At 70.0% G+C, this 25,998-nt stretch carries 23 protein-coding genes and 1 pseudogene; 16 read left to right on the top strand and 8 right to left on the bottom strand.

Annotated features, from left to right (window positions below; all coding sequences use genetic code 11):
* The first annotated feature begins 8 nt into the window (after positions 1–8).
* Genes GEV10_16755 through GEV10_16745 form a run of 3 tightly spaced genes read left to right on the top strand, consistent with a single transcriptional unit; the run spans position 9 to position 3,099 of the window.
* Positions 9–1,229 (top strand): CoA transferase, encoded by a 1,221-nt coding sequence (locus GEV10_16755; protein MQA80107.1) that lies wholly within the window; start codon positions 9–11, stop codon positions 1,227–1,229.
* A complete protein-coding gene (locus tag GEV10_16750; GenBank protein ID MQA80106.1) occupies positions 1,226–2,026 on the top strand; it encodes an enoyl-CoA hydratase in 801 nt (266 codons plus the stop codon). The genes GEV10_16755 and GEV10_16750 overlap by 4 nt, the downstream gene beginning before the upstream one ends.
* On the top strand, positions 2,023–3,099 hold the full coding sequence (locus GEV10_16745) for an Ldh family oxidoreductase (protein ID MQA80105.1): 1,077 nt from the start codon (positions 2,023–2,025) through the stop codon (positions 3,097–3,099). Before GEV10_16750 ends, GEV10_16745 begins: the two co-directional genes overlap by 4 nt.
* 74 nt (positions 3,100–3,173) lie before the next feature.
* Here the strand turns inward: GEV10_16745 and GEV10_16740 are convergent, their stop codons facing one another.
* Positions 3,174–4,403, bottom strand: a complete 1,230-nt coding sequence (locus GEV10_16740) for an alpha/beta hydrolase (protein ID MQA80104.1) — start codon at positions 4,401–4,403, stop codon at positions 3,174–3,176.
* 50 nt (positions 4,404–4,453) lie between these two features.
* On the opposite strand from GEV10_16740, the gene GEV10_16735 reads away from it, so the two are divergent.
* The 6 genes and pseudogenes from GEV10_16735 (at position 4,454) to GEV10_16710 (ending at position 9,489) form a co-directional block, all read left to right on the top strand.
* Entirely contained in the window at positions 4,454–5,554 is a 1,101-nt protein-coding gene (locus tag GEV10_16735; GenBank protein MQA80103.1) for an amidohydrolase family protein, read from the top strand.
* Positions 5,544–6,632: an amidohydrolase family protein gene (locus GEV10_16730; protein ID MQA80102.1), complete on the top strand. Its 1,089-nt coding sequence runs from the start codon at positions 5,544–5,546 to the stop codon at positions 6,630–6,632. The genes GEV10_16735 and GEV10_16730 overlap by 11 nt, the downstream gene beginning before the upstream one ends.
* Before the next feature lie 48 nt (positions 6,633–6,680).
* Positions 6,681–7,049: a Rieske 2Fe-2S domain-containing protein gene (locus GEV10_16725; protein ID MQA80101.1), complete on the top strand. Its 369-nt coding sequence runs from the start codon at positions 6,681–6,683 to the stop codon at positions 7,047–7,049.
* Between the two features lie 10 nt (positions 7,050–7,059).
* Complete coding sequence (locus GEV10_16720; GenBank protein ID MQA80100.1) at positions 7,060–8,229, top strand: MFS transporter; 1,170 nt, start codon at positions 7,060–7,062, stop codon at positions 8,227–8,229.
* Positions 8,226–9,101, top strand: a pseudogene (locus GEV10_16715) (MFS transporter). The gene GEV10_16720 and the pseudogene GEV10_16715 overlap by 4 nt, the downstream one beginning before the upstream one ends.
* A 7-nt stretch (positions 9,102–9,108) precedes the next feature.
* Positions 9,109–9,489: a hypothetical protein gene (locus GEV10_16710; protein MQA80099.1), complete on the top strand. Its 381-nt coding sequence runs from the start codon at positions 9,109–9,111 to the stop codon at positions 9,487–9,489.
* 68 nt (positions 9,490–9,557) lie between these two features.
* Here the strand turns inward: GEV10_16710 and GEV10_16705 are convergent, their stop codons facing one another.
* Positions 9,558–10,550, bottom strand: a complete 993-nt coding sequence (locus GEV10_16705; GenBank protein ID MQA80098.1) for a hypothetical protein — start codon at positions 10,548–10,550, stop codon at positions 9,558–9,560.
* Between the two features lie 2 nt (positions 10,551–10,552).
* Complete coding sequence (locus GEV10_16700; protein MQA80097.1) at positions 10,553–11,635, bottom strand: D-glycerate dehydrogenase; 1,083 nt, start codon at positions 11,633–11,635, stop codon at positions 10,553–10,555.
* Positions 11,636–11,930: 295 nt separating this feature from the next.
* On the opposite strand from GEV10_16700, the gene GEV10_16695 reads away from it, so the two are divergent.
* The 5 genes from GEV10_16695 (at position 11,931) to GEV10_16675 (ending at position 16,495) form a co-directional block, all read left to right on the top strand.
* Positions 11,931–12,437, top strand: coding sequence for an extracellular solute-binding protein (locus GEV10_16695; protein MQA80096.1), 507 nt, complete (start codon positions 11,931–11,933; stop codon positions 12,435–12,437).
* Between the two features lie 9 nt (positions 12,438–12,446).
* The gene (locus tag GEV10_16690; GenBank protein MQA80095.1) at positions 12,447–13,250 is read left to right on the top strand and encodes an extracellular solute-binding protein; all 804 of its coding nucleotides are present in this window, start codon (positions 12,447–12,449) and stop codon (positions 13,248–13,250) included.
* Between the two features lie 61 nt (positions 13,251–13,311).
* Entirely contained in the window at positions 13,312–14,253 is a 942-nt protein-coding gene (locus GEV10_16685) for an ABC transporter permease subunit (GenBank protein ID MQA80094.1), read from the top strand.
* Positions 14,250–15,176 (top strand): ABC transporter permease subunit, encoded by a 927-nt coding sequence (locus tag GEV10_16680; protein ID MQA80093.1) that lies wholly within the window; start codon positions 14,250–14,252, stop codon positions 15,174–15,176. Before GEV10_16685 ends, GEV10_16680 begins: the two co-directional genes overlap by 4 nt.
* A gap of 53 nt (positions 15,177–15,229) precedes the next feature.
* On the top strand, positions 15,230–16,495 hold the full coding sequence (locus GEV10_16675; protein MQA80092.1) for a pyruvate carboxyltransferase: 1,266 nt from the start codon (positions 15,230–15,232) through the stop codon (positions 16,493–16,495).
* Between the two features lie 3 nt (positions 16,496–16,498).
* Here the strand turns inward: GEV10_16675 and GEV10_16670 are convergent, their stop codons facing one another.
* The 3 genes from GEV10_16670 to GEV10_16660 all read right to left on the bottom strand — a co-directional run bounded on the left by GEV10_16670 (position 16,499) and on the right by GEV10_16660 (position 19,979).
* Positions 16,499–17,725: a M24 family metallopeptidase gene (locus GEV10_16670; protein ID MQA80091.1), complete on the bottom strand. Its 1,227-nt coding sequence runs from the start codon at positions 17,723–17,725 to the stop codon at positions 16,499–16,501.
* A gap of 105 nt (positions 17,726–17,830) precedes the next feature.
* On the bottom strand, positions 17,831–18,778 hold the full coding sequence (locus tag GEV10_16665; protein ID MQA80090.1) for a hypothetical protein: 948 nt from the start codon (positions 18,776–18,778) through the stop codon (positions 17,831–17,833).
* Positions 18,779–18,923: 145 nt separating this feature from the next.
* Entirely contained in the window at positions 18,924–19,979 is a 1,056-nt protein-coding gene (locus GEV10_16660; GenBank protein MQA80089.1) for a trypsin-like serine protease, read from the bottom strand.
* Between the two features lie 447 nt (positions 19,980–20,426).
* Between GEV10_16660 and ilvD the strand changes: the two genes are divergently transcribed.
* Positions 20,427–22,112, top strand: coding sequence for a dihydroxy-acid dehydratase (ilvD, locus tag GEV10_16655; protein MQA80088.1), 1,686 nt, complete (start codon positions 20,427–20,429; stop codon positions 22,110–22,112).
* Positions 22,113–22,117: 5 nt separating this feature from the next.
* Here the strand turns inward: ilvD and GEV10_16650 are convergent, their stop codons facing one another.
* Both GEV10_16650 and GEV10_16645 read right to left on the bottom strand, forming a co-directional pair.
* The gene (locus GEV10_16650) at positions 22,118–23,551 is read right to left on the bottom strand and encodes a multicopper oxidase domain-containing protein (GenBank protein MQA80087.1); all 1,434 of its coding nucleotides are present in this window, start codon (positions 23,549–23,551) and stop codon (positions 22,118–22,120) included.
* 75 nt (positions 23,552–23,626) lie between these two features.
* Entirely contained in the window at positions 23,627–24,067 is a 441-nt protein-coding gene (locus tag GEV10_16645; protein ID MQA80086.1) for a hypothetical protein, read from the bottom strand.
* 629 nt (positions 24,068–24,696) lie between these two features.
* Between GEV10_16645 and GEV10_16640 the strand changes: the two genes are divergently transcribed.
* Positions 24,697–25,899, top strand: a complete 1,203-nt coding sequence (locus tag GEV10_16640; GenBank protein MQA80085.1) for a DUF222 domain-containing protein — start codon at positions 24,697–24,699, stop codon at positions 25,897–25,899.
* Positions 25,900–25,998 lie beyond the last annotated feature (99 nt).

Raw genomic sequence — 25,998 nt, 5'->3', positions numbered from 1 at the left:
CGGGCGAGATGCTGCCGCTGAACCAGATGAGAGTGCTCGACCTGACCAGGTTCCTCTCGGGCCCGTACTGCACGATGACGCTCGGCGACATGGGTGCCGATGTCGTGAAGGTCGAACGTCCGCCGGCGGGCGACGACGTGCGGGCGCTGGGACCGTACGTGAACGGCGAGAGCTACTGCTTCGCCATGGTCAACAGGAACAAGCGCAGCATCGGTCTCGACGTGTCGACGCCGCGCGGTCGTGACGTGCTGATGGCGATCGCGCGCACGGCCGACGTCGTCGTCGAGAACTTCCGGCCGGGCGTCACCGAGCGGCTCGGTATCGACTACGCAAGCGTGCGGGCGGAGCGTCCCGACGTCGTCTACTGCTCGATCACGGGGTTCGGCCAGGACGGGCCGTACCGCGACCGGCCGGGCTTCGACATCATCGCGCAGGGCCTCTGCGGGTTCCTGCGGATGACCGGGCAGCCGGACGAGCGGCCGGCCAAGGTCGGCTTCGCCGTCAACGACCTGGTCGCGGGCACGCTCGCCGTGCAGGCCGTCCTCGCCGCGTACATCCACCGGCTGCAGACCGGCGAGGGACAGTACATCGACCTGTCGCTCGTCGAGGCGGGCCTCGCGCTCACCGTCTGGGAGGCCGCCGCGTACTTCGGCAGCGGCGAGCTGCCCGAACAGTCGGGCACGCGGCATCGGCGCAACGCGCCGTACCAGGCGTACCGGACGAGCGACGGCTACGTCACGATCGGCGGCAACACCGAACCGATGTGGCGGGTGCTGTGCACCGACGTGCTGAAGGCACCGGAGCTCCTCGCCGACCCGCGGTACGCGGACAAGGACGCGCGCCTCGCCAACGTCGAGGCGCTCGAGGCCGACATCGAACGCGTCACGGTCGCGGAGCCGACGCGGACCTGGGTCGAACGGATGGACGCGGCGGGCGTACCCGGCGGGCCCGTGCTGCGGTACGACGAGGCGCTCGCCGACGAGCACATGCTCGCGCGCGGCATGGTCACCGAGGTCGAGCACCCGACGATGGGGACGATCAGGACGCTGGTGCCCGCGGCGAAGCTGTCCGCCACTCCGTTGCGGTTGCGGCTGCCGTCACCCGGGGTCGGCGAGCACACCGGGGACGTCCTGACCGAGAGCGGTCTCACCGCCGCGCAGGTCGGCGAGCTGTTCGACGACGGCACGGTGTACGACGCGGCACGGTCGGCAAAGGTGGTGCACGGATGAGCGAGGACGACGTCTACCTGGAGGCGCGCGACGGCGTGGCGACGATCGTGCTGAACCGGCCCGCGAAGCGCAACGCGATCACGTACGCGATGTGGGTCGAGCTGGCCGAGCTGCTCGCGCGGTTCGCGAAGGACGACGCGCTGCGGGTGCTTGTCCTGCGCGGTGCGGGCGACGCGGCGTTCTCGGCAGGCGCGGACATCAGCGAGTTCCAGACGCTGCGCGCCTCGTCGGAGGGCACGAAGTCGTACGACGCGGCGGCGGCGAAGGCGCAGGACGCCCTCGCCACCCTGGTCAAGCCGAGCATCGCGATGATCCAAGGGGCGTGCGTCGGTGGCGGTTGCGGGCTCGCGCTCTCGTGCGACCTCAGGTTCTGCGACACGTCCGCGAAGTTCGCCATCACGCCGGCGCGTCTCGGCATCGTCTACCCGGTCGCCGTCACCAAGCGACTGGTCGATCTCGTCGGAGCCGCGCATGCGAAGAGCATCCTGTTCACCGGCATGACGATCGGCGCGCGACGCGCGTACGAGATCGGCCTCGTCCAGGACGTCCACGAGGGTTCACTCGAACGCCACGTGACCGAGTACGCCGAGGCGGTGTCGTCGCGTGCGCAGTACTCGGTGCAGGGCACCAAGCGCGTCGTCGAGATGCTGCTCGGCGGGCTGACGCGCGAGACCGAGGAGACGCTGGCGCTGCGCCGGGCGGCGTTCGACACCGAGGACTACCGCGAGGGCGTCCGGGCGTTCCTGGAGAAGCGCAAGCCCGTGTTCAAGGGCACGGGCCTCGGCGGTACCACGTGACGGATGCGCCGGTGGTCGTCGACGCGGCGGAACTGCGCTTGTTCGCACGGCGCGCGTTCGAGGCGTCGGGTGTCGACGCCGAGGGTGCCGCGGCCGGTGCTGACGTGCTCGTCCGCACGTCGTTGCGCGGTGTGCAGAGCCACGGCGTCGCGTACCTGCACCAGTACGTCAGGCAGTTGCGCGACGGCGGCGCGGATCCGCGGGCGCGCCTGGTGCACGAGACCGATCGCGGCGGGCTCGTGGCCGCCGACGCCCGCGCGGGCGTGGGTCCCGTCGTCGCGTCGTACGCCACGCGGCTGGGCATCGAGCGTGCGCGCGAGCACGGGCTCGCGATGGTGTCGGTCCGCAACGCCAACCACTTCGGCGCCGCCGGCCACTACGCCCTGATGTGCGCGGAGGCGGGATGCGTCGGCCTGATGGCGTCGAACACCCCGCCCATCATGGCCGTCACCGGGTCGCGGAGCCGGTCGATTGGCAACAGCCCGCTCGGCTTCGGCGCCCCGCGCACCGGCGCGCCGCCGTTCGTGCTCGACATCGCGATGAGCAAGGTGGCCGGCGGCAAGATCCGGCTGGCCGCGCAACGTGGTGAGCAGGTGCCGCTCGGCTGGATCCTCGACCCCGACGGTGAGCCATCGACCGCCCCGGAGGACTTCTTCGTCGAACGCGGCGCCCTGCTCCCGGTCGAGGGCCACAAGGGCTACGGCCTCGCCCTGATGATCGAGACGCTCGCGGCGGCGCTGTCCGGCGCGGCGATGGCGAGCGGAGTCGGCAACTGGCTCTACGACCCGGACACCCCGAGCGACACGGGCTACTTCCTGCTCGTCATCGACGTGTCGTCGGAGAGCGCGTTCGCGCTCTTCCAGGACCGGGTGCGTGCGCTGTGCGAGGAGATCACGGCGGCACCGCGCGCGCCTGGGGTGTCGCGGGTCTACGTCCCGGGGGAGATCGAGGCCCTGCACGAGTCGCGCGCCCTGGCCGACGGGCTCCCGTTGGAGCAAGAGGTCGTCGAGCGGCTGTCGGCCCTTGCGTCGGACCTGGGCCTGCGCCCGCCGCCGAGCCTCCTGCCCCGTTGATCACGTTGACGTGATCAACGTGGACTTCACCTCGTGCAGGGACGAGGTGAAGTCCACGTTGGTGAGGTGATGTGCTAGTCGAACCAGTGGCGCTTTCTCGGGACGGCCGGGTCGTTGGGGCTGTGGCCCTTGGGGGCGATCCACTTGGTCTCGCCCGGCTGGGCGATCGGCTTGCCGTCGAGGCGGTCCTTCAGCCAGTCGGCCGACATGGAGTGATGGTCGCCGAGCCACTGGGTGGCGAACGACGCCTTCATGTTGGTGTTGTGGTGCTGGTCCTCGAAGACCCACAGCTCCGTCGGTGCGGTGACGGTGTCGACGAGGCGGTAGACGTCCTCCAGGGGGCTACGGGGGTCGTACTGGCCGATCGTGAAGAGGGTCGGGCCGACGATCTCCGGGAGCACCGACTCCAGGGCCAAGTTGTCGCGGAAGGTGTCGAGCTCGGCCTCGGACTCGAGGCCGGTCATGAACGCGAAGAGCTGCTTGTAGCGCGGAGACTCCTCCTCCAGGAGGTAGTACTTGTCGGAGATCGATGCCCAGAGGATCACCGTCGCGGCGATCCTGTGGTCGGTCGCGGCGAAGCGTGCGCCCCAGTAGGAGCCGAAGCTGAGCGAGTACAGCCCGACGCGGCTCTCGTCGACCTCCGGGCGGGCGAGCAGCTCGGTCAGGGCCGCGCTCGCGGCGCGCTCATAGTTGTCGAGCGTCAGCCTCAGGCCCCGGAGGTTCGACTCGCCCTGGCCGGGCCCGTCGAAGACGAACAGGTGCATGCCGCGGCTGGTCGCGAAGTTGAACAGGGGATGCGGGACCATCTCCTTGGTCATGTCGCAGCCGGGTATGAAGAAGACGAGCGGCGCGGGGCCGTCGACCGGGGCCAGGTGCAGGTAGCCGGAGACGGTGTTGCCCTCGAACGGGACGTCGATCTTCTCGATGGGAGTCGGGGCGAGACGGCGCACCTCGTCGTAGCAGCGGAGCACGCCGCCGTGCAGGTGGCGCTTCTCGTCGTTCAGTGCGAAGACCGGGTGCTGTGCCTGCGCGTACGCCGACGCGGCGTCGAAGTAGAACTCCAGGGCCGTCAGGTCGTGCCCTGCCTCGGCCTCGGACTTGGCGATGCGCTCGAGCGCTGCCGCCGAGCGGCCGACGTGCTTGCTGATCATGTCGTGCTGCTTGACGGCGGCCGGTAGCCGTCCGCGGCCGTTCTGCTGCCAGTGGAACACCCGGCCGGTCTCGTTGACGAAGCGGTCGAACGCCCATTGCTGCGAGTCGCGTCGCAGCCTGATCCGACCTCCGGCACCGTCGGTGTTCGCCATCGTGGCTCCTTATCCGCGCGCGAGTGTTGTTGCGTAGTATAGTCTGCAGAATGTTGGATTCAACCCGGCCGCGACGGCACGGGCCGATCATCGACACCGACATCCACAACTACCTGCCGGACGCGAACACCATCAGGGAGTACCTGCCGGCACGGTGGCGTCGCTACCACGAGGAGTTCGGCATCCGCAGCCCGAACTCCATCGCCTTCTTCCCGACGCGCCCGCGCAACATGGCCGCCCGCGCGGACACGTGGCCGGAGACGGGAGCGCCGGGCAGCGACCTGCAGCTGATGCGCGACCAGCATCTCGACCGGTGGGGGATCACGGTCGGCATCCTCAACCCGCTCGAGCAGATCTTCATGGGCAGCCAGTTCCCCGAGTACGCCGCGGCGCTCACGACCGCGCTCAACGACTACACCCTCGACCGGTGGATCGATCCCGAGCCGCGGCTGTACGGCTCGATCTGTGTGGCGTACGAGGATCCCGACCTCGCCGTCGCGGAGATCCGCCGGCTCGCGGACCACCCGAGGTTCGTCCAGGTGCTGCTGAACCTCAGGACACGCGAGCCACTCGGCAGCCGCAGGTACTGGCGGATCTACGAGGCCGCGGTCGAGTACGACCTGCCGGTGGCCGTCCACGTCGGGGGAGTGGGCGGCAACACCATCACCGGTGCGGGATTCCCCTCCTACTACTTCGAGGACCATGCCGGCTACCCGCAGGCGTTCCACGCCCACGTCGCCAGCCTCGTCTGTCAGGGCGTGTTCACGCACTTCCCGACGTTGAAGTGGATCTGCCAGGAGGGCGGCTTCGCGTGGGTGCCGTGGCTGAGCTGGCGGCTCGACCGCGCATGGCACCTGCTCGGTCACGAGGTGCCGCACGTCGACGAGCTCCCGTCGACCTACGTGCGTCGCCACTTCTGGTACACCACGCAGCCGATCGAGGAACCGGAGCGACCCGAGCAGTTCACGCAGCTGCTCGACCAACTCGACGAGCTGGGGGTCACCGAGCGGCTGCTGTTCTCCAGCGACTACCCGCACTGGGACTTCGACGCGCCCGACCGCGCCCTGCCTCGCGAGATGTCGAAGGAGCTCAGGCGCGCGGTGTTGTACGACCACGCGGCCTCGCTGTACGGGATCGACCGTGCCGCCTGAGCGCGCCGTCCGCGCGCCCCTCGTCGACTGCGACGTGCATGTCCCGACGCCGACCGTCGGGCAGCTCGCACCGTACCTGTCCGAGCACTGGAACGAGTACATCGCGGTCGCCGGCTTCACCGGCACGATGGCCACGACGAGCACGTACCCGCCCGGCGCGCGGACGTCGGGACGTGCACGCTTCGGCGCGACTCTCGACGACGCGTTGCGCGCGCTGCGGACGGACTGTCTCGGCGACGACCCCGGTACGCGTGCGGTCGTCAACTGTCACTACGGGGTGGAGGCGATGGGTCCGCCCGACTTCGCCGTCGCGATGAGCGCCGCGGTCAACGACTGGCTCGTGCACGAGTGCCTGAGCGCCGACGACCGGCTGCTCGGCAGCGTCGTGGTGCCGCCGCAGTACCCGGAGCTCGCCGCGGCGGAGATCGAACGGATGGCCGGTCACGAGCGGGTCGTGCAGGTGTTCCTCCCCGCACGGGCGACGCATCCGTACGGCAACAGGAACTACTACCCGATCCTCGCCGCGGCCGAGCGGCACGGACTTGCCGTCGGCGTGCACTTCGGTGGCATGACGTGGACGCCGCCGACTCCCGTGGGCTGGCCCAGCTACTACCTCGAGGAGTACGTCGGCATGGCGCACGTGATGCAGGCGCAGCTCTCGAGCCTCGTCCTCGAGGGTGCGTTCCGGCGCTTCCCCGACCTCCGGGTCGCGCTGCTCGAGGGCGGCTGGACGTGGTTACCGCAGCTGATGTGGCGGCTCGACAAGGAGTGGCGCGGCATCAGGCGCGAGGTGCCGTGGGTGGAGGAGCCGCCGTCGGCGTACGTGCGCCGGCACGTGACGATGAGCGTCCAGCCGGTCGACGCGCCCGCGACGGGCGACCAGGTCATGACGATCGTCGACCAGATCGGCTCCGACGACGTCCTGATGTACGGCACCGACTTCCCGCACGACCACGGCTGTGACCCGATGGCGCTGGTGGACCGGCTGCCGCCCGCCGCGGCGGACAAGGTGCGGTACGGGAACGCCACACGCTGCTACCGGCTTGCTCCGCTGTCGCCGACTTCGCAGCCGAACTGAACGGTGAGAGGGGCGGGCAGTGGCGACGTTCAGAACGAGTCCCTTCCGATGCCCCGCCATGTGATCGGACGTGCGGACGAGCTCCCTCCGGGGAGTCGCCGCATCGTCGAGATCGACGGACGTTCGATCGGGGTCTTCAACGTCGGCGGCAGGTACTACGCGCTGAGGAACACCTGCCCGCACCAGGGGGCGCCGCTGTGCGAGGGCGACGTCGTCGGTTCGCTGAGGTCATCGTCGCCGGGCGAGTACGACCACGAGCCCGGTCGCAGCTTCCTCGCCTGTCCCTGGCACAACTGGGAGTTCGACCTCGCCACCGGACGGTCCTGGTTCGACCCGACACGCACCCGCGTCCGCGCGTACACCGTCGAGACGCTGCGGGTCACCGTCGACGACGACTACCTGGTCGTCTGCTCGTGACGACCGCCGGGTGAGCGCGCCACCGGGACGCATGCGGTCGTCGCTGCTGATGGGCGCCGCCGTCGCCTGCACGGTCGTCGGCGTGCTCCCGAACTTCCTGGTGAGCGGGTTGGCCCTGCTGGTCCGGGCCGACCTGGCGTTCGACGAGGCGGGGCTCGGCCTGGTCATCGGCGTCTTCTACGGCGCGTCCGCGCTGACGGCGATACCCGGCGGCAGGATCGCCGAACGCCTCGGGGCGCGCTGGACGCTGGCGCTGGGCGTCGCGCTCGCGGTGACCGCCCTCGGGGCGGTGGCCGGACTCGCCCGCTCCCTGCCCGTCCTCGCCGCCTGCCTCGCGGTGGGCGGGATGTCGAACGGCCTGATCCAGCCCGCCGCGAACCTCGCCCTCGCGCGGGGGATACCCGCCCACCGACTGGGCTTCGCGTTCGGCGTCAAGCAGTCGGCCGTCCCCACGGCGACGCTGCTCGCGGGCGCCGCGGTGCCGGTCGTCGGCCTCACGATCGGGTGGCGGTGGGCGTTCGCGGGCGCGGCGCTGGTCGCCGTCACCCTGCTGGTCGTCGTCGCCGTGTCGGCGCCGGGCGGCCGCGCGTCGCGACTGCCGAGGCAGCCGCGGGTGAGGATCGACCCCGCGCTGTTCCCTTCCCTGCTGCGGGTGGCCGCCGCGAGCTGTTGCGGCACGGTGGCCGCCAACTCGCTCGGCGCGTTCTACGTCGAGTCGACCGTCGCGTCCGGCCGGTCGCTCGCCACCGCCGGCCTGCTGCTCAGCTGCGCCAGCGTGGCGGGGATCGTCACCCGGCTGGTCGGGGGCTGGCTGGCCGGGCGGCGCTCGACCCGGTCGCTGCGCGCCGCCGGCCTGATGATGGCGACGGGCACGCTCGGACTCGTCCTGCTGGCCTTCGGGTCGGGCACGGCCGCGCTCGTCGTCGCCACCCTCGTCGCGTTCGTCGCCGGCTGGGGCTGGCCGGGCCTGCTGCAGCTCGGCATCGTGCAGGCGCACATGCGGACGCCCGCGGCGGCGAGCGGGGTGGTGCACTCCGGCGCACTCACCGGCGGCCTCGTCGGCCCGGTCGTCTTCGGCCTCGTGGCAGCCGAGCACGGCTTCACACCGGCGTGGCTGATGGTCGCGGCCGTCGGCCTGCTCGGCGGCTGCCTCCTGCTGCGGGAGGGCCGTACGGCATGAGCGGACCAGCGGGACGGTTCGTCCGTCTGCTGCGTTCGGTGCTGGTCGACGTCACGCCGTTGCGGACCAGTCCGGGCTTCCGCTGGCTCTACCTCGGCCAGATCGGCAGCGCGCTCGCCCGCCAGTTGCTCGTCGTCGCGGTGCCGTACCAGGTGTACGTGGTCACCGGGTCGACGCTGCTCGTCGGCATGGTCGGACTCGTGCAGATCGCTCCGCTGGTCGTCTGCTCCATCCTCGGTGGCACCGCAGCGGACGCCTTCGACCGGCGCCGGCTGCTCGTCGGCGTCGAGGTCCTGGTGGCGGCGTCGACGGTCGGCTTCGCGCTGAACTCGGCCTGGGGCGAGCGCACCTGGCCGATCTTCGTGCTGATCGCGATCAACGCCGGGCTCTCGGGTGTCGAGGCGCCCACCAGGACGGCGATGATCTCGACCCTCGTCGGCACCAGGCAGATGCCGGCCGCCTTCGCGCTGAACCAGACCCTGAACCAGACGGCCCAGATCGTCGGCCCCGCAGTGGCCGGCGTGGTCATCGCGCGGCTCGGGATCGCGGCGACGTACTGGATCGCCGCCGTCGCAGCGTTCCTCACCGCGCTGGCCCTCGTCCGCCTCGGGCCGCAGCGTCCGGCGGGTGCGAGCGGACGCCTCACCATACGGGCGATCGGCGACGGGTGGCGCTACCTGCGGAGCGTGCCGCTGATCCAGCAGGTGATGCTGATCGACCTCAACGCGATGGTGTTCGGGATGCCGCGCGCGCTCTTCCCCGTCATCGGGACGGTGGTGCTCGGCGGCGACGCGAGCACGGTCGGCCTGCTCCACGCTGCGCCGGGTGCGGGAGCGCTCGCCGGGGCGCTGACCACGGGCTGGGTGTCGGCGGTGCCGGATGGTGATCCTCGCCGTCTGCGTCTGGGGCCTGGCGATCGCGGCCTTCGGCTTCGCGCGCCACCTCTGGCTCGCCCTCGTCCTGCTCGCCGTCGCGGGCGCCGCGGACGTCGTGTCCAACGTCTTCCGCAACACGATCCTCCAGGCCGCCGCGCCGGAGGGCATGCGCGGACGCCTGACCGCGTTCAAGATGGCGCTCACCGGCAGCGCCCCGCGCCTGGGCGACGCCGAGGCGGGTGCCGTCGCGGCACTGACGACGCCGAGCATCTCGGTGGTCACCGGCGGCCTGGCGAGCGTGGCCGGCGCGCTGCTTCTCGCCTGGCGCGGACGTCGGCTCTGGCACCAGACCGTCGACGACGACCTCACCGTTCCGGACCCGTGAGGGGCACCCTCACCCGCGTCATAGCCCGGTGAGGGTGCCCCTCACCAGTCGGGCCGTCCGGGCCGGGGTCAGGGGAGGTCGACGGTGACGGTGCGGGCCTCGCGCGCGGCGCGGTAGAGGGCGTCGACGACGGCGATGGTGCGCAGGCCGTCCTCGCCGGAGCCGTTGGGCTGGCGTTGCTCGCGTACCGCCGCGGCGAACTCCTCCACCTCCCTGGCGTATGCCGGCGCGGTGCTCCGCGCGAGCACCGTCGTCGCGTCGCCGCGGTGCAACGTCAGCTCGTCGCCGCCGGGTGCGGCCAGTGCGCGGCGACCCTCCAACCAGCCTTCGGTGCCGACGGCGACCCAGTCGCGGGGAGTGCCGCCCAGTACCTGGTTCGAGGCGATGGTGGCCAGCGCGCCGTTGTCGAGCCGGCACGTGGCGGCGAAGACGTCCTCGAGCGGTGCGACGTCGGTGACGCAGGAGACCTCGACGATCGGGCTGTCGGCGAGGAACTGCAGCAGGTCGATCACGTGCGTTCCCTGGTTCAGCACCGTGCCGCCGCCGGCGAGCGTCGTGTCGGATCGCCAGGTGTCGTAGGGGAAGTGGTCCTTGCCCGCGCTGAGCCAGATGTCGAGGAACACCGCACGGCCGATGTCACCGGCGCGGATGCTCGCGCGCGCCGCGAGGTTGGTCTCCTTGTGCCGCATCTGGAAGCCGGTGCCGAGCCGCACGCCCGCCGCCGACGCGGCCTCGACCATCTCCCGGCCGTCCGCGACCGTGACAGCGAGCGGCTTGTCGACGAGGACGTGCCTGCCCGCACGCATCGCCGTCAACGCGTGCGCGCGGTGCAGGCCGTTGGGCGTCGCGATGTAGACGACGTCGACGCTGTCGTCGGCGACCATCGCCGCCAGATCGTCGTACGCCGTCGCGACGCCGTGCCTGCCGGCGAACGCCTTCGCGCGCCCGAGGTCGCGGCTGCACACGGCGACGAGCTCGCAGCCGGCAGCCGACGCGATCGCCGGCGCGATGGCGACGTCGGCGAGCTTGCCGATCCCGATGATCGCCCATCCCTGCGCCATGACTAGCCGATCCGTTCGGTACGCCTGGGCGCCTCGCCGTACACCTCGGGGTTGAGCACGTCCATCGGTCGCCTGCCCGCCAGGAAGCGCTCGATGTTCGCGACGGTGCGCAGCGCCATCTCCTCGCGGGTCTCCCTGGCGGCGCTGCCGATGTGCGGCGTGAGCACGACGTTCGGCAGTCGTGTCAGCCCTTCCCGCGGACCCGGGTCGGTTCCCTCGTGCAGGTACACGTCGAGGCCCGCGCCCCGGATACGACCCTCGACGAGTGCCTCCTCGAGCGCGGCCTCGTCGAGCACCGGCCCGCGCGAGGTGTTGACGAGGATGGCGCTCGGCTTCATCAGCGCGAGCAGGTCGGCGCCGACCAGCCCCTCGGTCTCCCGGGTCAGCGGTGGCGTCAGCACGACGAAGTCGGACTCCCTGAACAGGTCCTCCAGCGATCGGTACTCGACGCCGAGCGCCGCCTCCTCGGCGGGGGAGAGCGGGGTCCGCTTGGTGTAGACGACGTCCATGGCGCAGCCCCGTGCCTTCGTCGCGACCTCGGTGCCGATGGCGCCGAGTCCGACGATGCCGACCGTCTTGCCGTAGAGGCGGGTGCCGACGAACGCCTCCGACTGGTTCTGCTGCCACCGCCCGTCGCGCAGGAACCGGTCGGCCTCCGGCAGTCGCCAGGCCGTCGCCAGCAGCAGCGCGAACGTGAACTCGGCCGTCGTCCTCGCGAGTCCGGTGTTCGGGATGCCCGTCACGGGGATGCCGCGCCGGGTCGCGGCCGCGACGTCGACGAACGTCGGATTGACGTGCATCGCGGCGACGAGCCGGAGCTCGGTCGCGGAGTCGAGGATCTCCGCGTCGTAGCCGATGCCACCGAGCGCGTACAGGACGTGCTGGTCCCGTACGGCGGCGAGCACCTCGTCGCGCGGGATGACCCGGTCGAGGTGCTCGTACATGGTGAGGTCGCCGAGCTCGCCCAGACGCCGCACAGCGGCCTGGGGGATCGGCTGGGGAACGAAGATCCGGACGCCCATGGCCCCTCCATCCGTCGGTCCCGAGCAGTCTACGCGAAGGCCGGGGCACAGTGCATCACGCATGATATAGTAAATCTGCTTGAGTTGAGATCGGCGAACCGGTGCGGCGGGGATCCACACACGGGAGTCGCGCGATCACGTCTTGCGGTACGGGCACCGACTTCGGCATCCGGGGTGGCGCAAGGCAACGGGTTGGTCAAAGGTATGGATTGTGTAGAATGCCGAGTGCAATATTAGCCGAAAGTGAGCGGGCCACCGATCGGCATCGCCCTTGCGGCCTTCCACCGCCGGTCTCCCGGTCGGGCTCTGACAGGTACAGCTCACGACGGCGTGGGCTGCCAGAGAGGAACGGCTGCCGATGAGCGCAAGCTTCCCGACCCCACGCATCCGACCCGCCGGGAAGAGGCAGGGTCTCGGGGTCGTCGCCCTGATCGCCGTTCTCACCCTCCTCGTTGCGGGCTGCGGCGGCGGTGGCGGCGGCGAGGACGACGGCAAGATCACGCTCACCGTGTGGGGATCCCGCACGTACTACATTCCGCCCGACCACTTCAAGAGCTTCATGGCCGAGCACCCGAACATCACCGTGAAGTTCGACGTCATGGACAAGGACGACATCCTCCAGCAGCTGCTGCGGATGAAGGACGCCGGTCAGGCGATGCCCGACGTCATCCAGGACGACGTCTTCCTGATGGAGGCGTACGCGCAGTCCGATCTCATCCAGCCGATCGACGAGTACGTCACGCGGTGGAAGAAGGAGGACGCGGCCGGCTACAAGAAGATGCTGCCGATCGTCTGGGACGAGGCGAAGATCGACGGCAAGACCATGGGCATGAGCTCGGCCGCGAACTTCGACCTCTACTACTAAAACAAGCCGATGTTCGAGAAGGCCGGCATCGAGCTCCCGTTCAAGACTCTCGAGGACGTCTACGACGCCGCGCTGAAGCTCAAGAAGTCGAGTCCCGACAGCGTGCCGATGTCGGTGCAGGCGAAGGCCGGTGAGGGCATCACCAGCCTGAAGACCACGATGGCGGCGGCCGGCGTGCCGTTCGACGGGGCGAAGCCCGACCTCCAGTCGCCGGCAGCGCAGTACGTCCTCGACTGGTACAAGCGCTTCCAGGCCGAGGGCCTGCTGCCGGAGGAGGCCATCTCCTGGGGCGAGGCCGAGGCGCGTGGCGCGTTCATCCGCGGCCAGGCGGGGTTCATCCTCGACGGGCTCAACACGGCCGCCGACTTCGGCGAGGTGCCCGGCTTCGACTACGACAAGAAGTGGGCGACCACGCTGATGCCGACCGACACCGGGTCCGGGACGACGGGTGCCCGCATCTCGTCGGCCAGGAGCTGGGCCATCACCACCGGGACGGAGCACCCGTACGAGGCGAGCCTGCTGCTGCGCTACATCGCCGACAGCAAGAACCTCGTCGACTCCGTCCTCGAGGGCGCGGTGCCGCCGCGCAACACCGAGGCGCTCGAGGACCCGAGGCTGAACAAGTTCATGCCGTTCTTCACCGACGACCTGAAGACCGCGTTCAAGGAGAGCGAGCCGGTGCCGGCGGCTCTCAACGCCGGTGAGGTGGAGGACGTGCTCGAGCAGCTGTTCGGCGAGATCGTCACGGGGACGGACCTCAGCGCGAAGCAGTTGGCCGACAAGTATCAGCCGAAGCTCGACTCCGTGAAGTAGGCGACGGTCTTCTGGCCGGACGTCTGACAGGGGTGTGCGTGTGAGTGTGACGAGCCCGCGCGTGGCGACGCCGATCGATCCGGGGAGGCGTCCGAAGCGGCGATCCGTCCGCATGGACAAGTCGAGCCTCATCGGTCACAGCAAGCTGACGCCGTACCTGTTCTCCGCGCCGTCGGTGGTCATCGTGAGCCTGCTGCTGGGGTTCCCGGTGCTGTACGGCGTCTACAAGAGCCTGTTCCGCGCCGAGCGGCTCGGCGCGCCACAGGAGTTCGTGGGCCTGCGCAACTACGCCGACATGTTCAAGAGCGCGGAGTTCCTGGCGTCGCTGATCCGCACCGCGATCTTCGTGTTCGGCTGCATCGCCGTCGGGATCGTGCTCGGACTGCTGTTCGCGTTCGCGCTGAACCGGGTGGTCAGGCACCTGCGGTTCCTCCGCGCGATCACCATCGCCCCGTACATCGTGTCGAACGTCGCGGCCGCGGTGATGTTCCGCATCCTCTTCAACACCGAGTTCGGCCTGCTCAACAAGACCATCGAGTTCTTCGGGTTCGACGGCCTGCGCTGGCTGAGCGACCCCAAGCTGGCGATGGTCGTCGTGATCTTCTGCCAGGTGTGGACGGACCTTCCGCTCACGATCCTGCTGCTCCTCGGCGGCCTGCAGACCATCGACGATGCGTACCTCGACGCGGCGCTCGTCGACGGGGCGACGGGCTGGAAGCGGGCGCTGCACGTGTCCATCCCGCTGATCGCGCCGCAGATCGCGATCGCGGTGGTCTGGCAGAGCTACTCGACGCTCACCGGGCTGGGTGTCGTGCTGTCGTTGACGGGCGGTGGTCCGCTCAAGGCGACGCAGACACTGCCGATGGAGATGTACGACACGGCGTTCACCCGCCTGGAGATGAACCAGGCGCTCGCGATCGGCACGTTCATCCTCGTCCTCAACGCTCTGCTCACGGTGTGCTTCATCACCGTGTCCCGCCGGTTCGGGATGGGAGACGAATGATGGCCACCGACTCCGCGCAGGCCACGGCGCGACGGGCGACGGGCCGCTCGTCGGGAGGCGGCCGCCCGCCCCTGAGTGGCAGGGCCCGCTACGACCTGGTGCGCCGTCGCGTGCTCCAGGTGCTGGCCTGGATCCCGTTGCTCCTGCTGGTGCTCTGGACCATGATCCCGTTCCTCGTGACGCTCGGCATCTCGTTCAAGTCCCGCGGCGAGGTGTTCGCCGACCCGGGCCTGCTCCCGAACGACCCGACCCTGGGCGCGTACGGCGAGGTGCTCGCCCGTCCCGGCTTCCGCGCCACGCTGCTCAACAGCGTGCTCGTCGGACTCGGCACCACGGCGCTCACGCTGGCGATCTCGATGCCCGCGGCATACGCGTTCGCGCGCTTCAGGTTCGCGGGCAGGCACCTGCTGCTGCTCTTCACCCTGCTCCCGCGGCTGGTGCCGAGCCTCGGCCTGATGGTGCCGCTGTACCGGATCGCCGTCGCCCTCGGCGCGCTCGACCGCCGGCTCACGCTCATCGTCGTGTACACGGGCATGCTGGTGCCGCTGGCGGTCTGGCTCCTGGTCGGCTTCTACCAGCGGATCCCCAGGGAGCTGGAGGAGGCGGCGAACGTCGACGGGTGCAACCTGTTCAAGCGCATGCGCTACATCGTCATCCCGCTGTCGGTGCCCGCGCTCATCACCATCGGCGTGCTGGCGTTCCGCGAGGCGTGGAACGAGTTCACCCTCGTGCTCGTGCTGACGACGACGCCTGGCAAGCGCACGCTGCCGTACGAGCTCTTCACGATGCAGGGCATCGAGGGCATCCCGAACTTCCCCGCGGAGGCTGCGTTCGCGTTACTGACGGTCCTCCCGTTCATCTTCGTCTACATGCGCATCGAGCGGTACGTCGTCTCGGGCATCACGTCCGGCGCGGTCAAGTAGGGGACCCGCAGCACCTCGGACACGGCCTCGTCGGACGGGGTAGCGGCTCCTGCATGATACATGATGTACTGTCGATTGGATCGACAGGAAAGGGGTTCGCGATGACGTCGACACCGTGGAAGACGGCGGACTGGTTCACGTCTCCCTGGAATCACGACGCGGAGGTCACCGCCGATCTCGCGCTGCCGGAGTCGGTGATCTTCCACGACGTGACCTTGCGCGACGGGGAGCAGCAGGCGCGCGTGGAGTTCTCCGCTGACGACAAGGTGCGGATCGCCGAGGCGCTCGCCGAGGTGGGGATCCAGCGGATCGAGGCCGGCCTGCCGGCCGTGTCGCCCTCGGACGCCGAGGCGGTCAGCCGGATCGCGAAGCTCGGGCTGCCGTCGCAGGTCTACGCGTTCTCGCGCTGCATGGTCGACGACGTCAAGCGCGCCGTCGACTGCGGGGTCGAGGGCGTGGTCATGGAGGTGCCGTCGAGCCGGCACCTGATCGAGCTCGGCTACCGGTGGAGCGTCGAGCGTGCCATCGAGCTGTCGGTCGAGGCCACCAACCTGGCGCACGACAACGGCCTGCTCGTGTCATTCTTCCCGATCGACTCCACCCGGGCGTCGCTCGAGGACTATCTCAACCTCATCGACCGGGTGGCGACCGACGGGCACATGGACTCCCTCGTGCTCGTCGACACGTTCGGCGTGCTCGCGCCGCATGCCGTCGAGCGCTTCGTCCGCACCAGCCGCGAACGGTTCGACGTCCCGCTCGAGACGCACTTCCACATGGACTACGGGCTCGGCATCGCGAACAGCCTCATCGCGGCGACCGCTGGTGCGTCGGTCATCCAGACGACCGTGGCGGGCATCGGCGAGCGGGCGGGCAACGTCCCGTTCGAGGAGACCGTGATGGCGCTGCGCACGCTGTACGACCACGACTGCGGCATCAAGACGGAGAAGCTGACCGGGCTGGCGAAGCTGGTCGGCGAGCTGTCGAAGGTGCGCCAGCCGTCCAACAGGGCCGTTACGGGGGAGAGCCTGTTCGACGTCGAGTCGGGCATCATCGCGACCTGGGTGCGCAACGTCCGCGACGAGGCGCTCACCGAGTGCGTGCCCTACGACCCGCGCATCGTCGGCCAGACCGGGCCGCACATCGTCCTGGGCAAGGGCAGCGGCATCGACAACGTGGTCGAGTACCTCGAGCTCATCGGCCGCGAGGCGACCGAGGACCAGCGGCTCGAGATCCTGCAGGAGGTCAAGGCCGCCTCCCTCGCCAAGCGCGACCTGCTCGACCGCGAGGAGTTCACTCGGATCGTCGACGCCTGCACCTGAGGGTCAGCTGTCGAGCAGCAGCTCGTCGCAGAAGGCCGTCCTCGACATGACGTGCGCCTCCGCGTCGGTGATCGTGATCATCTCCTCGAGCCGCACGCCGCCACCGCCGCGGATGCCGTCGACCCAGATGAGCGGCTCGAGCGCGAAGACCATGCCGGGCTCGAACTCGTACTCCGGCGAGCCGGGCAGCGTCTCGCCGATGTAGGGCGGCTCGTTCGAGCCGATGCCGACGCCGTGGCCGATGAACAGTGACAGGAAGCGGTCGCCCAGCCCGAACTCCTCGGCGGCCGCCCTGATCGCCCTGGCGGCGTCGACGTTGGTCTTGCCGGGGCGCATGTGCTCGATGCCCGCCCGCAGGCTGGCGTAGACCGCGGTGTAGATCTCGCGCTGGGCGGTCGACGGACGCCCGCAGATCGCCGTACGCGCGACGTCGCCGAAGTAGCCGGACCACGAGGCGCCGATGTCGACGAAGATCAGGTCGCCGTTGCGCACGATCTTGTCGCTGGAGATCCGGTTGGGCGGCGACATGTGCTCGCCCGACGCGACGAACGGCGTCATCACGTGCGCGTACTCGCCGCCGAGGTGGAACAGCGTGTGCATCGCGTCGGCCGCGAGCTCGTTCTCGCGTACGCCCTCGCGCACGCCGCGGACCGCGGTGGCCGTGACGGCATCCGCGATCGCGGTGGCCTCCTCGAGCAGCAGGAGCTCCCCGGGGAGCTTGATCCTGCGGCTCTGCTGCATCGGGGTGTCGCCGTCGGCGACCTCCACGTTCGGCAGCTGCCGCGCGACCTCCTCGAAGAAGATCGTGGACGACTCGTCGACGCCGAGCCGGCACCGGAGCAGGCCGTGGTCGGCGAGCGCGCCCCGCAGCGCGGTGCCGACGGCGCCGCTGATCAGCGAGCGCTCCTCCATGATCGGGATGATGTGCGACTCGGTGATCCACGACATCGTCCGATCGACGCGGTCCTTCTCGCCGCCGGAGCAGAAGAGGATCGGGTCCGCGCCGTCGATCAGCAGCGCGCCGTTGAGTACCGTCGACTTGCCGGCGAGCAGCTGTGGGCGTAGGTCGGTGAGATAGCGGACGTTCTCGTCCTTCCAGACGAGCAGGGCGTCGAGCCCCGCCTCGCGCCTGGCGGCCTGGGCCTTGGCGATGCGGCCCGCCCGCAGGTCGCGGACGTCCAGGCGGTCCTCGTACCCGACGTTGGCCTGTCCTCGTGCGTAGCGGTCCACGGTTGGCTCCCCTTCGTAGGGACAGGCCCCCTCACGCGGCGAAGCCTGGCGACGATTCCACCTAGTACATAATGCATGATGTTTACGATGGACGCGACCCCGAGGTCAGCCCCACGAGTCCGCCGTGACCAACGGCGCGTCGCCACCGTGCAGGAGCGCCCAGAGCTGCCGGCACGACTCCACGCCCATCCGCACCATGCTCCGGTCGCTCGAGTAGCCGACATGCGGCGTGAAGGCGGTGCCGCCCAGCGCGAACAGCGGATGGTCCGCGCCCGGCGGCTCGGGCTCGTAGACGTCGAGCGCGGCGCCGCGCAGGCGCCCGTCGCGCAGCAGCTCGGCCAGCGCCGTCTCGTCGACGATGCCACCCCGGCTGGCGCACACGAGCGAGCCCTCGACACCGAGGCGGCCGAGCACACCGGCGTCGAGGAGGCCTCGGGTCTGCGGCGTCAGTGGTGCCGCGACGACGACGTTGTCGGCCCACTCGACCAGGTCGGCGACGGTGCCGAACCGCGTGGCGTCCAGGTCGGTGTCGTCGCCGAGAAACGGGTCGTAGACACCGATCCGACAGTCGTACCCGCCGCGACAGATGGCCGCGACCCGGCGGCCAACCCGACCGGCGCCCACGAGACCGAGCCTGCTGCCCGTCAGCTCCTTCAGCTGCCGCAGGCCGAACCGCTCGTCGAACCGTCCCTGCCGGACGAGCCGGTCGCAGTCGACGAGGTCGCGGGAGAGCGCGCTCAGCAGGGCGACCGCGTGCTCGGCCACCGCGTCGGTGTTCGCGCCCGGCACGTTGGTGACCCTGATGCCGCGCGCGGCCGTGGCGGCGAGATCGATCGTGTTGACCCCGCTGCCGTGCTTCGCCACGACCTCCAGTGCCGGCAGCTCGTCGAGCAGCGCCACGTCCACCGGACAGGCGCGCACCACGAGGCCTCGGACGTCACCGGCGGACTCGCGCCACGCCGCGTCCTCGTAGGCGAGCGTGACGATCGCGCCCTGGTCGCGCAGCCACGCGAGCGCGGAGTCGTGGACGGGTTCGGTGATCAGGACGTGCATGGGTCCTCACGTCACGGGGAAAAGGGATCCTAGACATAATGTAGGATACAGCATCCGTACGGCGGTGGACGCGAAGCGGCCCCGACCAGAGGCTGGTCGGGGCCGCTCGTTCGTGCGTGTGGTTACCGCACCTGTCGATCCGTCCTTACGGGATCGACACCTGGTAGACGTCGAGCGCCTCCTGGACCGGCTGGAAGAACGTCTCCCCACCGGAGGTGCAGTTGCCGCTGCCGCCGGAGGTCAGGCCGTACGCTGTCTCACCCGCGTACAGTGAGCCGCCGCTGTCGCCGGGCTCGGCGCACACGTCGGTGTGGATCAGCCCGTTGACGATGCCCTCGGGGTACTGGACGGTCGCGTCGAGTGCCAGGACGTCACCGTCGTGGTTCCCCGTCGTGCTGCCGGCGCGGTTCACGGTCTCGCCGACCGTGGGAGTGCCCGCGGCGGTGATCGTCTGCGAACCGACGGCCGACGGGTGGTCGGTGTAGTCGGCGTTGTAGTCGACGATCGCGTAGTCGTTGTCCGGGAACGAGTAGTCGACGGTGTCACCGAGCACGTCGCTGCCGCCCTGGTCCTCGGACCAGGTGGTGATGGCCTCGCCGCAGTGGCCCGCGGTGAGGAACGCGTGCTTGTTGGGGTCGCTGTCGTAGACCACGTTGAAGCCCAGGGAGCAACGGCCGCCGTCACCCCAGATGGCATCGCCACCGGTGATCTTGGTCGAGTAGGTGCCCTTGGCCCTGCGCAGCTCGACCGACTCGCCGTACGACGACAGCGCCTTCCTCACCGTGGCCAGCTTCTTGCCGGTGACCGTCTTGTCGACCGAGACCACGACCTGGTTGGTCTTCGGGTCGACCGCCCACGCCGAACCCGCGACGAGCGTCTTGCGGTCCAGGGCGGACTTCACGGACTCCAGCCGAGCGCCGCTGCGCTCGACGATGCGAGGAGTCGCGCCGGCGGCCCGCACCTCGTCCGCTGCCGCGGCGTCGGTGACGTTGACGACCGTCTGCTTCGTCTTCGCGTCGATATAGGTTCCTGCGGCCTTGGCGTCGCCGAGTTGCTTGGCCAGGGACGCGGCCTTCTTTGGGCTCGCCTTCGTGGGCGAGGTGTCGGCGCTGGCCTGTGGCGCACTGATGGCCAGTGCGAGGAGTCCAGCGGCGGCGATCCCGGTCGTGACGACACGGGATGAGGGCTTGATCCTTCTCATCGTGGCTCCCTCTGGGGGCAATCGATTTTTGGGCAGCACGAATACGACCGCTTTAGGCGATACCCGCGTGGCACCGCAGAAACGAAAATGGGTAGAGCCGGCAAAGCGGCCGTAATTATTCAATTGTTTCTGGAATGTGACCCTTCCAGCGTCGCTCGCGGAGTGTCAAGGCAACGCGGTCGGAGTGTGACGACGGGCAGGGCGGGGCAGGCCGCGTGCGGCCGGACGCTCTGCGTGGCCGGAGTGGGTCGATCGAGTGACGGGGCGAGGCCAATGTCGCGAAGGTCCCGTTTAGGTCTCACTATCTGTAAGTGACGGATACACCCCAGTGATCACTCCGGCGCTTCCCGACGATTACGGAAAGCGAGCACTCCCGACGGTGATCGCGGACACGGGGACACTAGGCTCGACCCGGGGAGTCGGACCGGGGACGGACGAGGAGACCGCATGCGGGAGCGCCGGGAGCACAAGAAGCCACGGAGCCACGAGGTCACCGACGGCATCGCGCGTGCCGGTGCGCGCGGCATGCTGCGTGCGGTGGGCATGGGCGACGACGACTGGCGCAAGCCGCAGATCGGCGTCGCGTCGTCGTGGAACGAGATCACCCCGTGCAACCTGTCGCTCGACCGGCTCGCCAAGAAGGCGAAGGAGGGCGTGCACGCCGCTGACGGGTACCCGCTGGAGTTCGGCACCATCTCGGTGTCTGACGGCATCTCGATGGGGCACGTGGGCATGCACTACTCGCTCGTGTCGCGCGAGGTGATCGCCGACTCCGTCGAGACCGTCATCCAGGCCGAACGCCTCGACGGCAGCGTGCTGCTCGCGGGATGCGACAAGTCCGAGCCCGGCATGCTGATGGCCGCGGCGCGCCTCGACCTCGCGTCGGTCTACCTGTACGCCGGCACGATCATGCCGGGACGCCTGCACGGCCGCGACATGAACATCATCGACGCGTTCGAGGGCGTCGGCGCGTGCCTCGCCGGCCGGATCACCGAGGCCGAGCTCGGCGAGATCGAGCGCGCGATCTGCCCGGGCGAGGGCGCGTGCGCCGGCATGTACACCGCCAACACGATGGCGGCCGCCGCCGAGGCGATGGGCATGTCGCTGCCGGGCAGCGCCGCGCCGCCCGCGCCCGACGCCCGCCGCGACGTCTTCGCGCGGCAGAGCGGCGAGGCCGTCGTCGCGCTCGTCGACGCGGGCATCACCGCGCGGCAGATCATGACGAAGGAGGCGTTGGAGAACGCGATCACCGTCGTCATGGCGCTCGGCGGCTCGACCAACGCGGTCCTGCACCTGCTCGCGATCGCGCACGAGGCGCAGGTCGACCTCGACCTCGACGACTTCAACCGCATCGGCGACCGCACCCCGCACCTCGCCGACGTGAAGCCGTTCGGCCGCTACGTCATGACCGACGTCGACGAGGTCGGCGGCGTGCCGGTCGCGATGAAGGCGCTCCTCGACGCCGGCCTGCTGCACGGCGACTGCCTCACGGTCACCGGCAGGACGATCGCGGAGAACCTCGCGGCCGTCGACCCGCCCGACCCGGACGGCAAGATCATCCACGTGCTCGGCGACCCGATCCACCGCACCGGCGGCCTCACCATCCTGCGCGGCTCGCTCGCGCCCGAGGGAGCCGTGGTCAAGAGCGCGGGCTTCGACGCCGAGGTCTTCGACGGCACGGCGCGGGTGTTCGACGGCGAGCCTGGCGCGATGGACGCCGTCGCCGACGGCTCGCTGCGCAAGGGCGACGTCGTGGTGATCAGGCAGGAAGGCCCGAGGGGCGGGCCCGGCATGCGCGAGATGCTCGCCGTCACCGGTGCGATCAAGGGCGCGGGACTCGGCAAGGACGTCATGCTGCTCACCGACGGACGCTTCTCCGGCGGCACCACCGGCCTGTGCGTCGGCCATGTCGCGCCCGAGTCGGTCGTCGGCGGCCCGATCGCGTTCGTCAGGGACGGCGACCCGATCCGGCTCGACCTGGCTGCGCGCACCCTCGACCTGCTCATCGACGAGGACGAGCTCGAGAAGCGCCGCGCCGACTGGACCCCGCCGCCCGTCCCGACCGGCACCGGCGTCCTCGCCAAGTACGCCAAGCTCGTCGGCACCGCGGCCGAGGGGGCCGTCTGCGGCTGACGTCCCTACTCGGGCTTGTTGTGGGAGCCGGCCGCGTCGCCGATGCGGTAGGGGCCGTAGACGCCGGCATACATCAGGTGCGCCATCAGGCCCTCGTTGACGTGCGGCAGGTTGTGGCAGTGGTCCATCCAGAGCCCGGGATTGTCGGCGCGGAAGGCGACCTCGTACGACTCGCCGTTCTGGACGTTCAGCGAGTCGACCCACCACTCGCTCCCGGACGCAGGGACGCCGTTGCGTGACAGGACGAGGGCGTGGTGGCCGTGAAGGTGCATGGGGTGGGCCTCGCCGCTGCCGTTGTGGATCTTCATCCGTACGATGTCGCCTTCGGCGACGACGTACATCGGGACGTCGGGGAACAGTCGGCCGTTGATCGACCAGTACATCCCGGGTTTGCCGTTGATGAAGCCGGGACGCCGGCCGACGCGGTAGTCGAAGACGCGGTCCGGCTTCGCGGTGCGGAGGTCGTCCTTGGCCGGCGAGCCGTATGAGAGCAGGTCGAGTCGCTGCGACGGTTCCGGTGTCCTGCGTACGGACGATCCGGCCGGGCCGACAACTACGGCCGAGCCGCCGCCGAGCTCGACACGGACGGCGTCGCCGCTCGCCGGCACCGCGACCTCCAGGTCGACGCGGCCGCCGGCGCCGACGACGACGCTCTTGCCGTGGACGGGTGTCGGGCGGTGCACGTCGCGGCCGTCGACGGCGAGTACGCGGTAGCCGCCGCCGGCCCAGAGTCGCAGTGGCCCGTTGTCGGTGTCGATCACTCGGACCCGCGCGGTCGTGCCCGGGCGGGCCGGCACGCGGTACTCGCCGGTGCGTCCGGCTACCGTGCGGAGCCCGCCGTAGGAGTGCACGGGCGCGACGACGTCCGTCGCGTAGGTGCTCCTGCCGCGTGGTTCGACGACGAGGGTGCCCCATAGGCCGTCGCGTACCTGTTCGCTGGAGATCTGGTGCGAGTGGTACCAGTACGTGCCGGCGTCCTCGGCGACGAACCGGTACACGTGTGACCGGCCGGCGGGCACGGCGTTCTGGGTGACGCCGGCGACGCCGTCCTCGGCGTTCGGGACGTCGACGCCGTGCCAGTGCAGGGTCGTGCCCTCGGCGATGTTCGCGTTGACGAGGCGTACCTGCACGACGTCGCCCTGTCGGGCGCGGATCGGTGGCCCTGGCGAGGAGCCGTTCAGGGAGTAGCCGTCGACCTTCTCCCCGGTGGCGAGGGTGACCGGACCCTTGCGCGCGACCAGTGTCGTCGACACGTCGGGACGGACGTCGCGCGGCCCGGTGAGGTCGGCGACGCTGACGTCACCGGGTCGGCGGGCCGGCCCCACCCACCGGTCGTCGGTGTGTCCGAGGTGTCCGCCGAGCGCGGGACCGCCCCCGAAGTCGACCCGTCCCATCCCCATCACCGAGTACGTGGGTGGGGCGAAACTCCGCGCGCACATCCAGGCCGGAGGCGCCAGGAGCGCGACCGTCGCGCCGCCGGCCAGGACCAGCCGCGCTCTCCTCGACAGCACCTCTCACGCCGCCGTGCGGTCCATCGGCTCGGAGGTCGCGGAGGCGGTGGTCCTGGAGACACGCATCGCCGCGGTCACCGCGAGACCGAGGATGACGAACGCGTTGACGCCGTGCAGCAGACCGATCGCGGGCAGCCCGAACGCGACGAAGCCGAACGCGATCTGCAGCGCCACGGCGAGCACGATGAACAGCGCCCACTTCACCCCACCGGCGATGTGCGCGAAGAACGACACGACCAGCAGCGCGAGCGTGACGACCGGGATGACGTACATGCCGCCGATGCCGTGCAGCATCGCGCCGGCGTTCGGCTCGTAGCTCTCGTCGATGACCGTGCCCGAGTCCACCGCGTTGATCACGCCGAACGCGGACAGCGCCACCCAGGCCGCCTGCAGGGCGACCAGGACTGCGATGGTGTAGGCGAGTACGCGGTACATGGATTTCATGTTTCCCTCCCGAGCCGCGGCCGACGACGGGCCACGGTGGCCGATCCCCATGTGCCAAAACGGCGCCTTGACGTTACGTCCGGGACCTTCCGGCGCGTGCCACTTCATGGAGTGCGACGCAACGTGCGTCGGCGGATCCGGTGCCAAGCCGTTGGTGTGAGGTCGATGGCGGAGCGCTCTCTTGCGGTGTCGGGGCGCAGTCGGCGGGTCACGTGACGTCCTCGACCTGTGCTTCTTCGGTGACTGGGTGCGGTGGGTGGTCGCTGGTCGCGCTTCATGGGATACGGCGGCGTAGGGGCTTTGGTCCCTTACCTAGGTTGGGGGTGGTTGGTGCCTGTCTTTGGTTGCCTGTGGGCGCTGCCCTCTTGTGGGCCGCTGCCTCAACCCCTCTGTGGGACGCTGCCTCACCCCTTCTTTGAGTGTTGGGGTCGGGCGGTGGGTGTCAAGAATCCGCACGGCCATTGCTTCGTGGTGCGGTGGTCTGGCGGAGTCTTGACACCCACCGCCCGACCCAAGGGCGCGGCATCTACGGGGTGAGGCAGCTCTGTGGCTGCCTCGCTTCCCGGGGGTCTCGCGGTGGCGGTTTGTTGGCGGAATCCCTTGCTGTATAAGGGAATCCGGCCTATCGGATGCCCTCCGGTTGTGGTAGAGTCGAACACATGTTCGACGTCGAGGAGCTGGACCGGATCGAGGCACTCCCCGCCTCCGGCACCACCCACGCCGCCCTCGACACTGTCGACCTCGCTACCGCGCCGGCCGAGATCGCTCTTGCGGTGCTTGCTGGCTATGAGCGGTGTCTCGCTGCGGCGCAGGCCCGTCAGTTCGCCGCGCTCGCGCGGCTGGATCAGCTTCGTGACGTGACCAAGGATGACTTCACCCGCGAGGAGGTCGCGGCGGTGTTGCGGATCGCGACCGGTACCGCGGCGGACCGGCTTGCGGTCTCCCGGATCACCTGTGACCGGCTCCCCGCGACTCAGAAGCTGTTCGCCGCCGGGGAACTCACCGCGATGCACGTGCGGATCCTCGCCGACGCGGTCGAACACCTGGACCCGGAGACGACCGCGTTGGTGGAGGAGTACGCGTTGCGGCGCCCGGACCTGCCGGTCGGACAGTTCCGCGCCCGCGTCAACCACGCGGTCGCCAAGTTCGACCCCGCCGGGGTCGAGGAGCACAAGGACCGCGCCTTCGAGGACCGGACCCTGTGGCACCGCCCCGACCCCGGCGAAACCGGTGTCCTCGTGCTACGCGGACCCGCGGACCAGACCACCACCGTGTTCGGCCTGGTCGACGACCTTGCGCGGAAGCTGATCCCCGGCGATACGCGGACCCTGGAGCAGCGCCGGTTCGACGCGTTCACCGACCTCATCCTCGACGACCACGTCCGCCGGAACATCACCACACTCGTGGAGGTGACCGTCCCGGTCGACACCCTCCAAGGCGGCACCGCACCCGGGGAGCTGCGCGGCTACGGATCGGTGTCCGCGTCCACCGCCCGTGCGCTCGCCTCCGGTGAGCGGGTCTCGTGGCGGAGCCTCGCATTCGACCGGGAAACCGGTGTCCTCGCCGCCGTCGGGGACAAGACCTACCGCGCCGGAGACCTCGACAGGCTCCTCGCGGCGCCGGTCGAGGCACCGCTGCCCGCGGAACCGCAGTACACACCCAGCGCGCGGCTCGCCAGGCACATCCGGGCCAGAGACGTGACCTGCCGGTTCCCTGGCTGCACCCGCAGAGCCCGGCGTTCCGAGCTGGACCACACGGTCCCGTGGGGCAAGGGTGGTCCCACCGCCACCGCGAACCTGCACTGCCTGTGCAAGCGACACCGTGTGTCCTGAAGATGATTGTGAGGTTCTGATGTAGAAGCTGGAATGCTCGTGATTGTCGTGCTGTGCTGGAGATGAAGGTCGACCCTTCGGGATCGTCATACAGGTGAT

Source organism: Streptosporangiales bacterium (assembly GCA_009379955.1).
Taxonomy (GTDB): Bacteria; Actinomycetota; Actinomycetes; order Streptosporangiales; family WHST01; genus WHST01.
Note: the sequence above shows the minus strand (reverse complement) of the source record. Positions and strands in the feature narration are given on the sequence as shown.

What these genes read in the sequence shown, in the direction of transcription:
- GEV10_16750 (MQA80106.1), top strand. Translation starts at nt 1,226, where the DNA reads ATGAGCGAGGACGACGTCTACCTGGAGGCGCGCGACGGCGTGGCGACG.
- GEV10_16650 (MQA80087.1), bottom strand. Translation starts at nt 23,551, where the DNA reads ATGTGCGCGCGGAGTTTCGCCCCACCCACGTACTCGGTGATGGGGATG.
- GEV10_16700 (MQA80097.1), bottom strand. Translation starts at nt 11,635, where the DNA reads ATGCGTGATGCACTGTGCCCCGGCCTTCGCGTAGACTGCTCGGGACCG.
- GEV10_16740 (MQA80104.1), bottom strand. Translation starts at nt 4,403, where the DNA reads ATGGCGAACACCGACGGTGCCGGAGGTCGGATCAGGCTGCGACGCGAC.
- GEV10_16675 (MQA80092.1), top strand. Translation starts at nt 15,230, where the DNA reads ATGATACATGATGTACTGTCGATTGGATCGACAGGAAAGGGGTTCGCG.
- GEV10_16695 (MQA80096.1), top strand. Translation starts at nt 11,931, where the DNA reads ATGAGCGCAAGCTTCCCGACCCCACGCATCCGACCCGCCGGGAAGAGG.
- GEV10_16665 (MQA80090.1), bottom strand. Translation starts at nt 18,778, where the DNA reads ATGCACGTCCTGATCACCGAACCCGTCCACGACTCCGCGCTCGCGTGG.
- GEV10_16735 (MQA80103.1), top strand. Translation starts at nt 4,454, where the DNA reads ATGTTGGATTCAACCCGGCCGCGACGGCACGGGCCGATCATCGACACC.
- GEV10_16705 (MQA80098.1), bottom strand. Translation starts at nt 10,550, where the DNA reads ATGGCGCAGGGATGGGCGATCATCGGGATCGGCAAGCTCGCCGACGTC.
- GEV10_16690 (MQA80095.1), top strand. Translation starts at nt 12,447, where the DNA reads ATGTTCGAGAAGGCCGGCATCGAGCTCCCGTTCAAGACTCTCGAGGAC.
- GEV10_16710 (MQA80099.1), top strand. Translation starts at nt 9,109, where the DNA reads ATGGTGATCCTCGCCGTCTGCGTCTGGGGCCTGGCGATCGCGGCCTTC.
- ilvD (MQA80088.1), top strand. Translation starts at nt 20,427, where the DNA reads ATGCGGGAGCGCCGGGAGCACAAGAAGCCACGGAGCCACGAGGTCACC.
- GEV10_16640 (MQA80085.1), top strand. Translation starts at nt 24,697, where the DNA reads ATGCCCTCCGGTTGTGGTAGAGTCGAACACATGTTCGACGTCGAGGAG.
- GEV10_16755 (MQA80107.1), top strand. Translation starts at nt 9, where the DNA reads ATGCTGCCGCTGAACCAGATGAGAGTGCTCGACCTGACCAGGTTCCTC.
- GEV10_16660 (MQA80089.1), bottom strand. Translation starts at nt 19,979, where the DNA reads ATGAGAAGGATCAAGCCCTCATCCCGTGTCGTCACGACCGGGATCGCC.
- GEV10_16725 (MQA80101.1), top strand. Translation starts at nt 6,681, where the DNA reads ATGCCCCGCCATGTGATCGGACGTGCGGACGAGCTCCCTCCGGGGAGT.
- GEV10_16645 (MQA80086.1), bottom strand. Translation starts at nt 24,067, where the DNA reads ATGAAATCCATGTACCGCGTACTCGCCTACACCATCGCAGTCCTGGTC.
- GEV10_16680 (MQA80093.1), top strand. Translation starts at nt 14,250, where the DNA reads ATGATGGCCACCGACTCCGCGCAGGCCACGGCGCGACGGGCGACGGGC.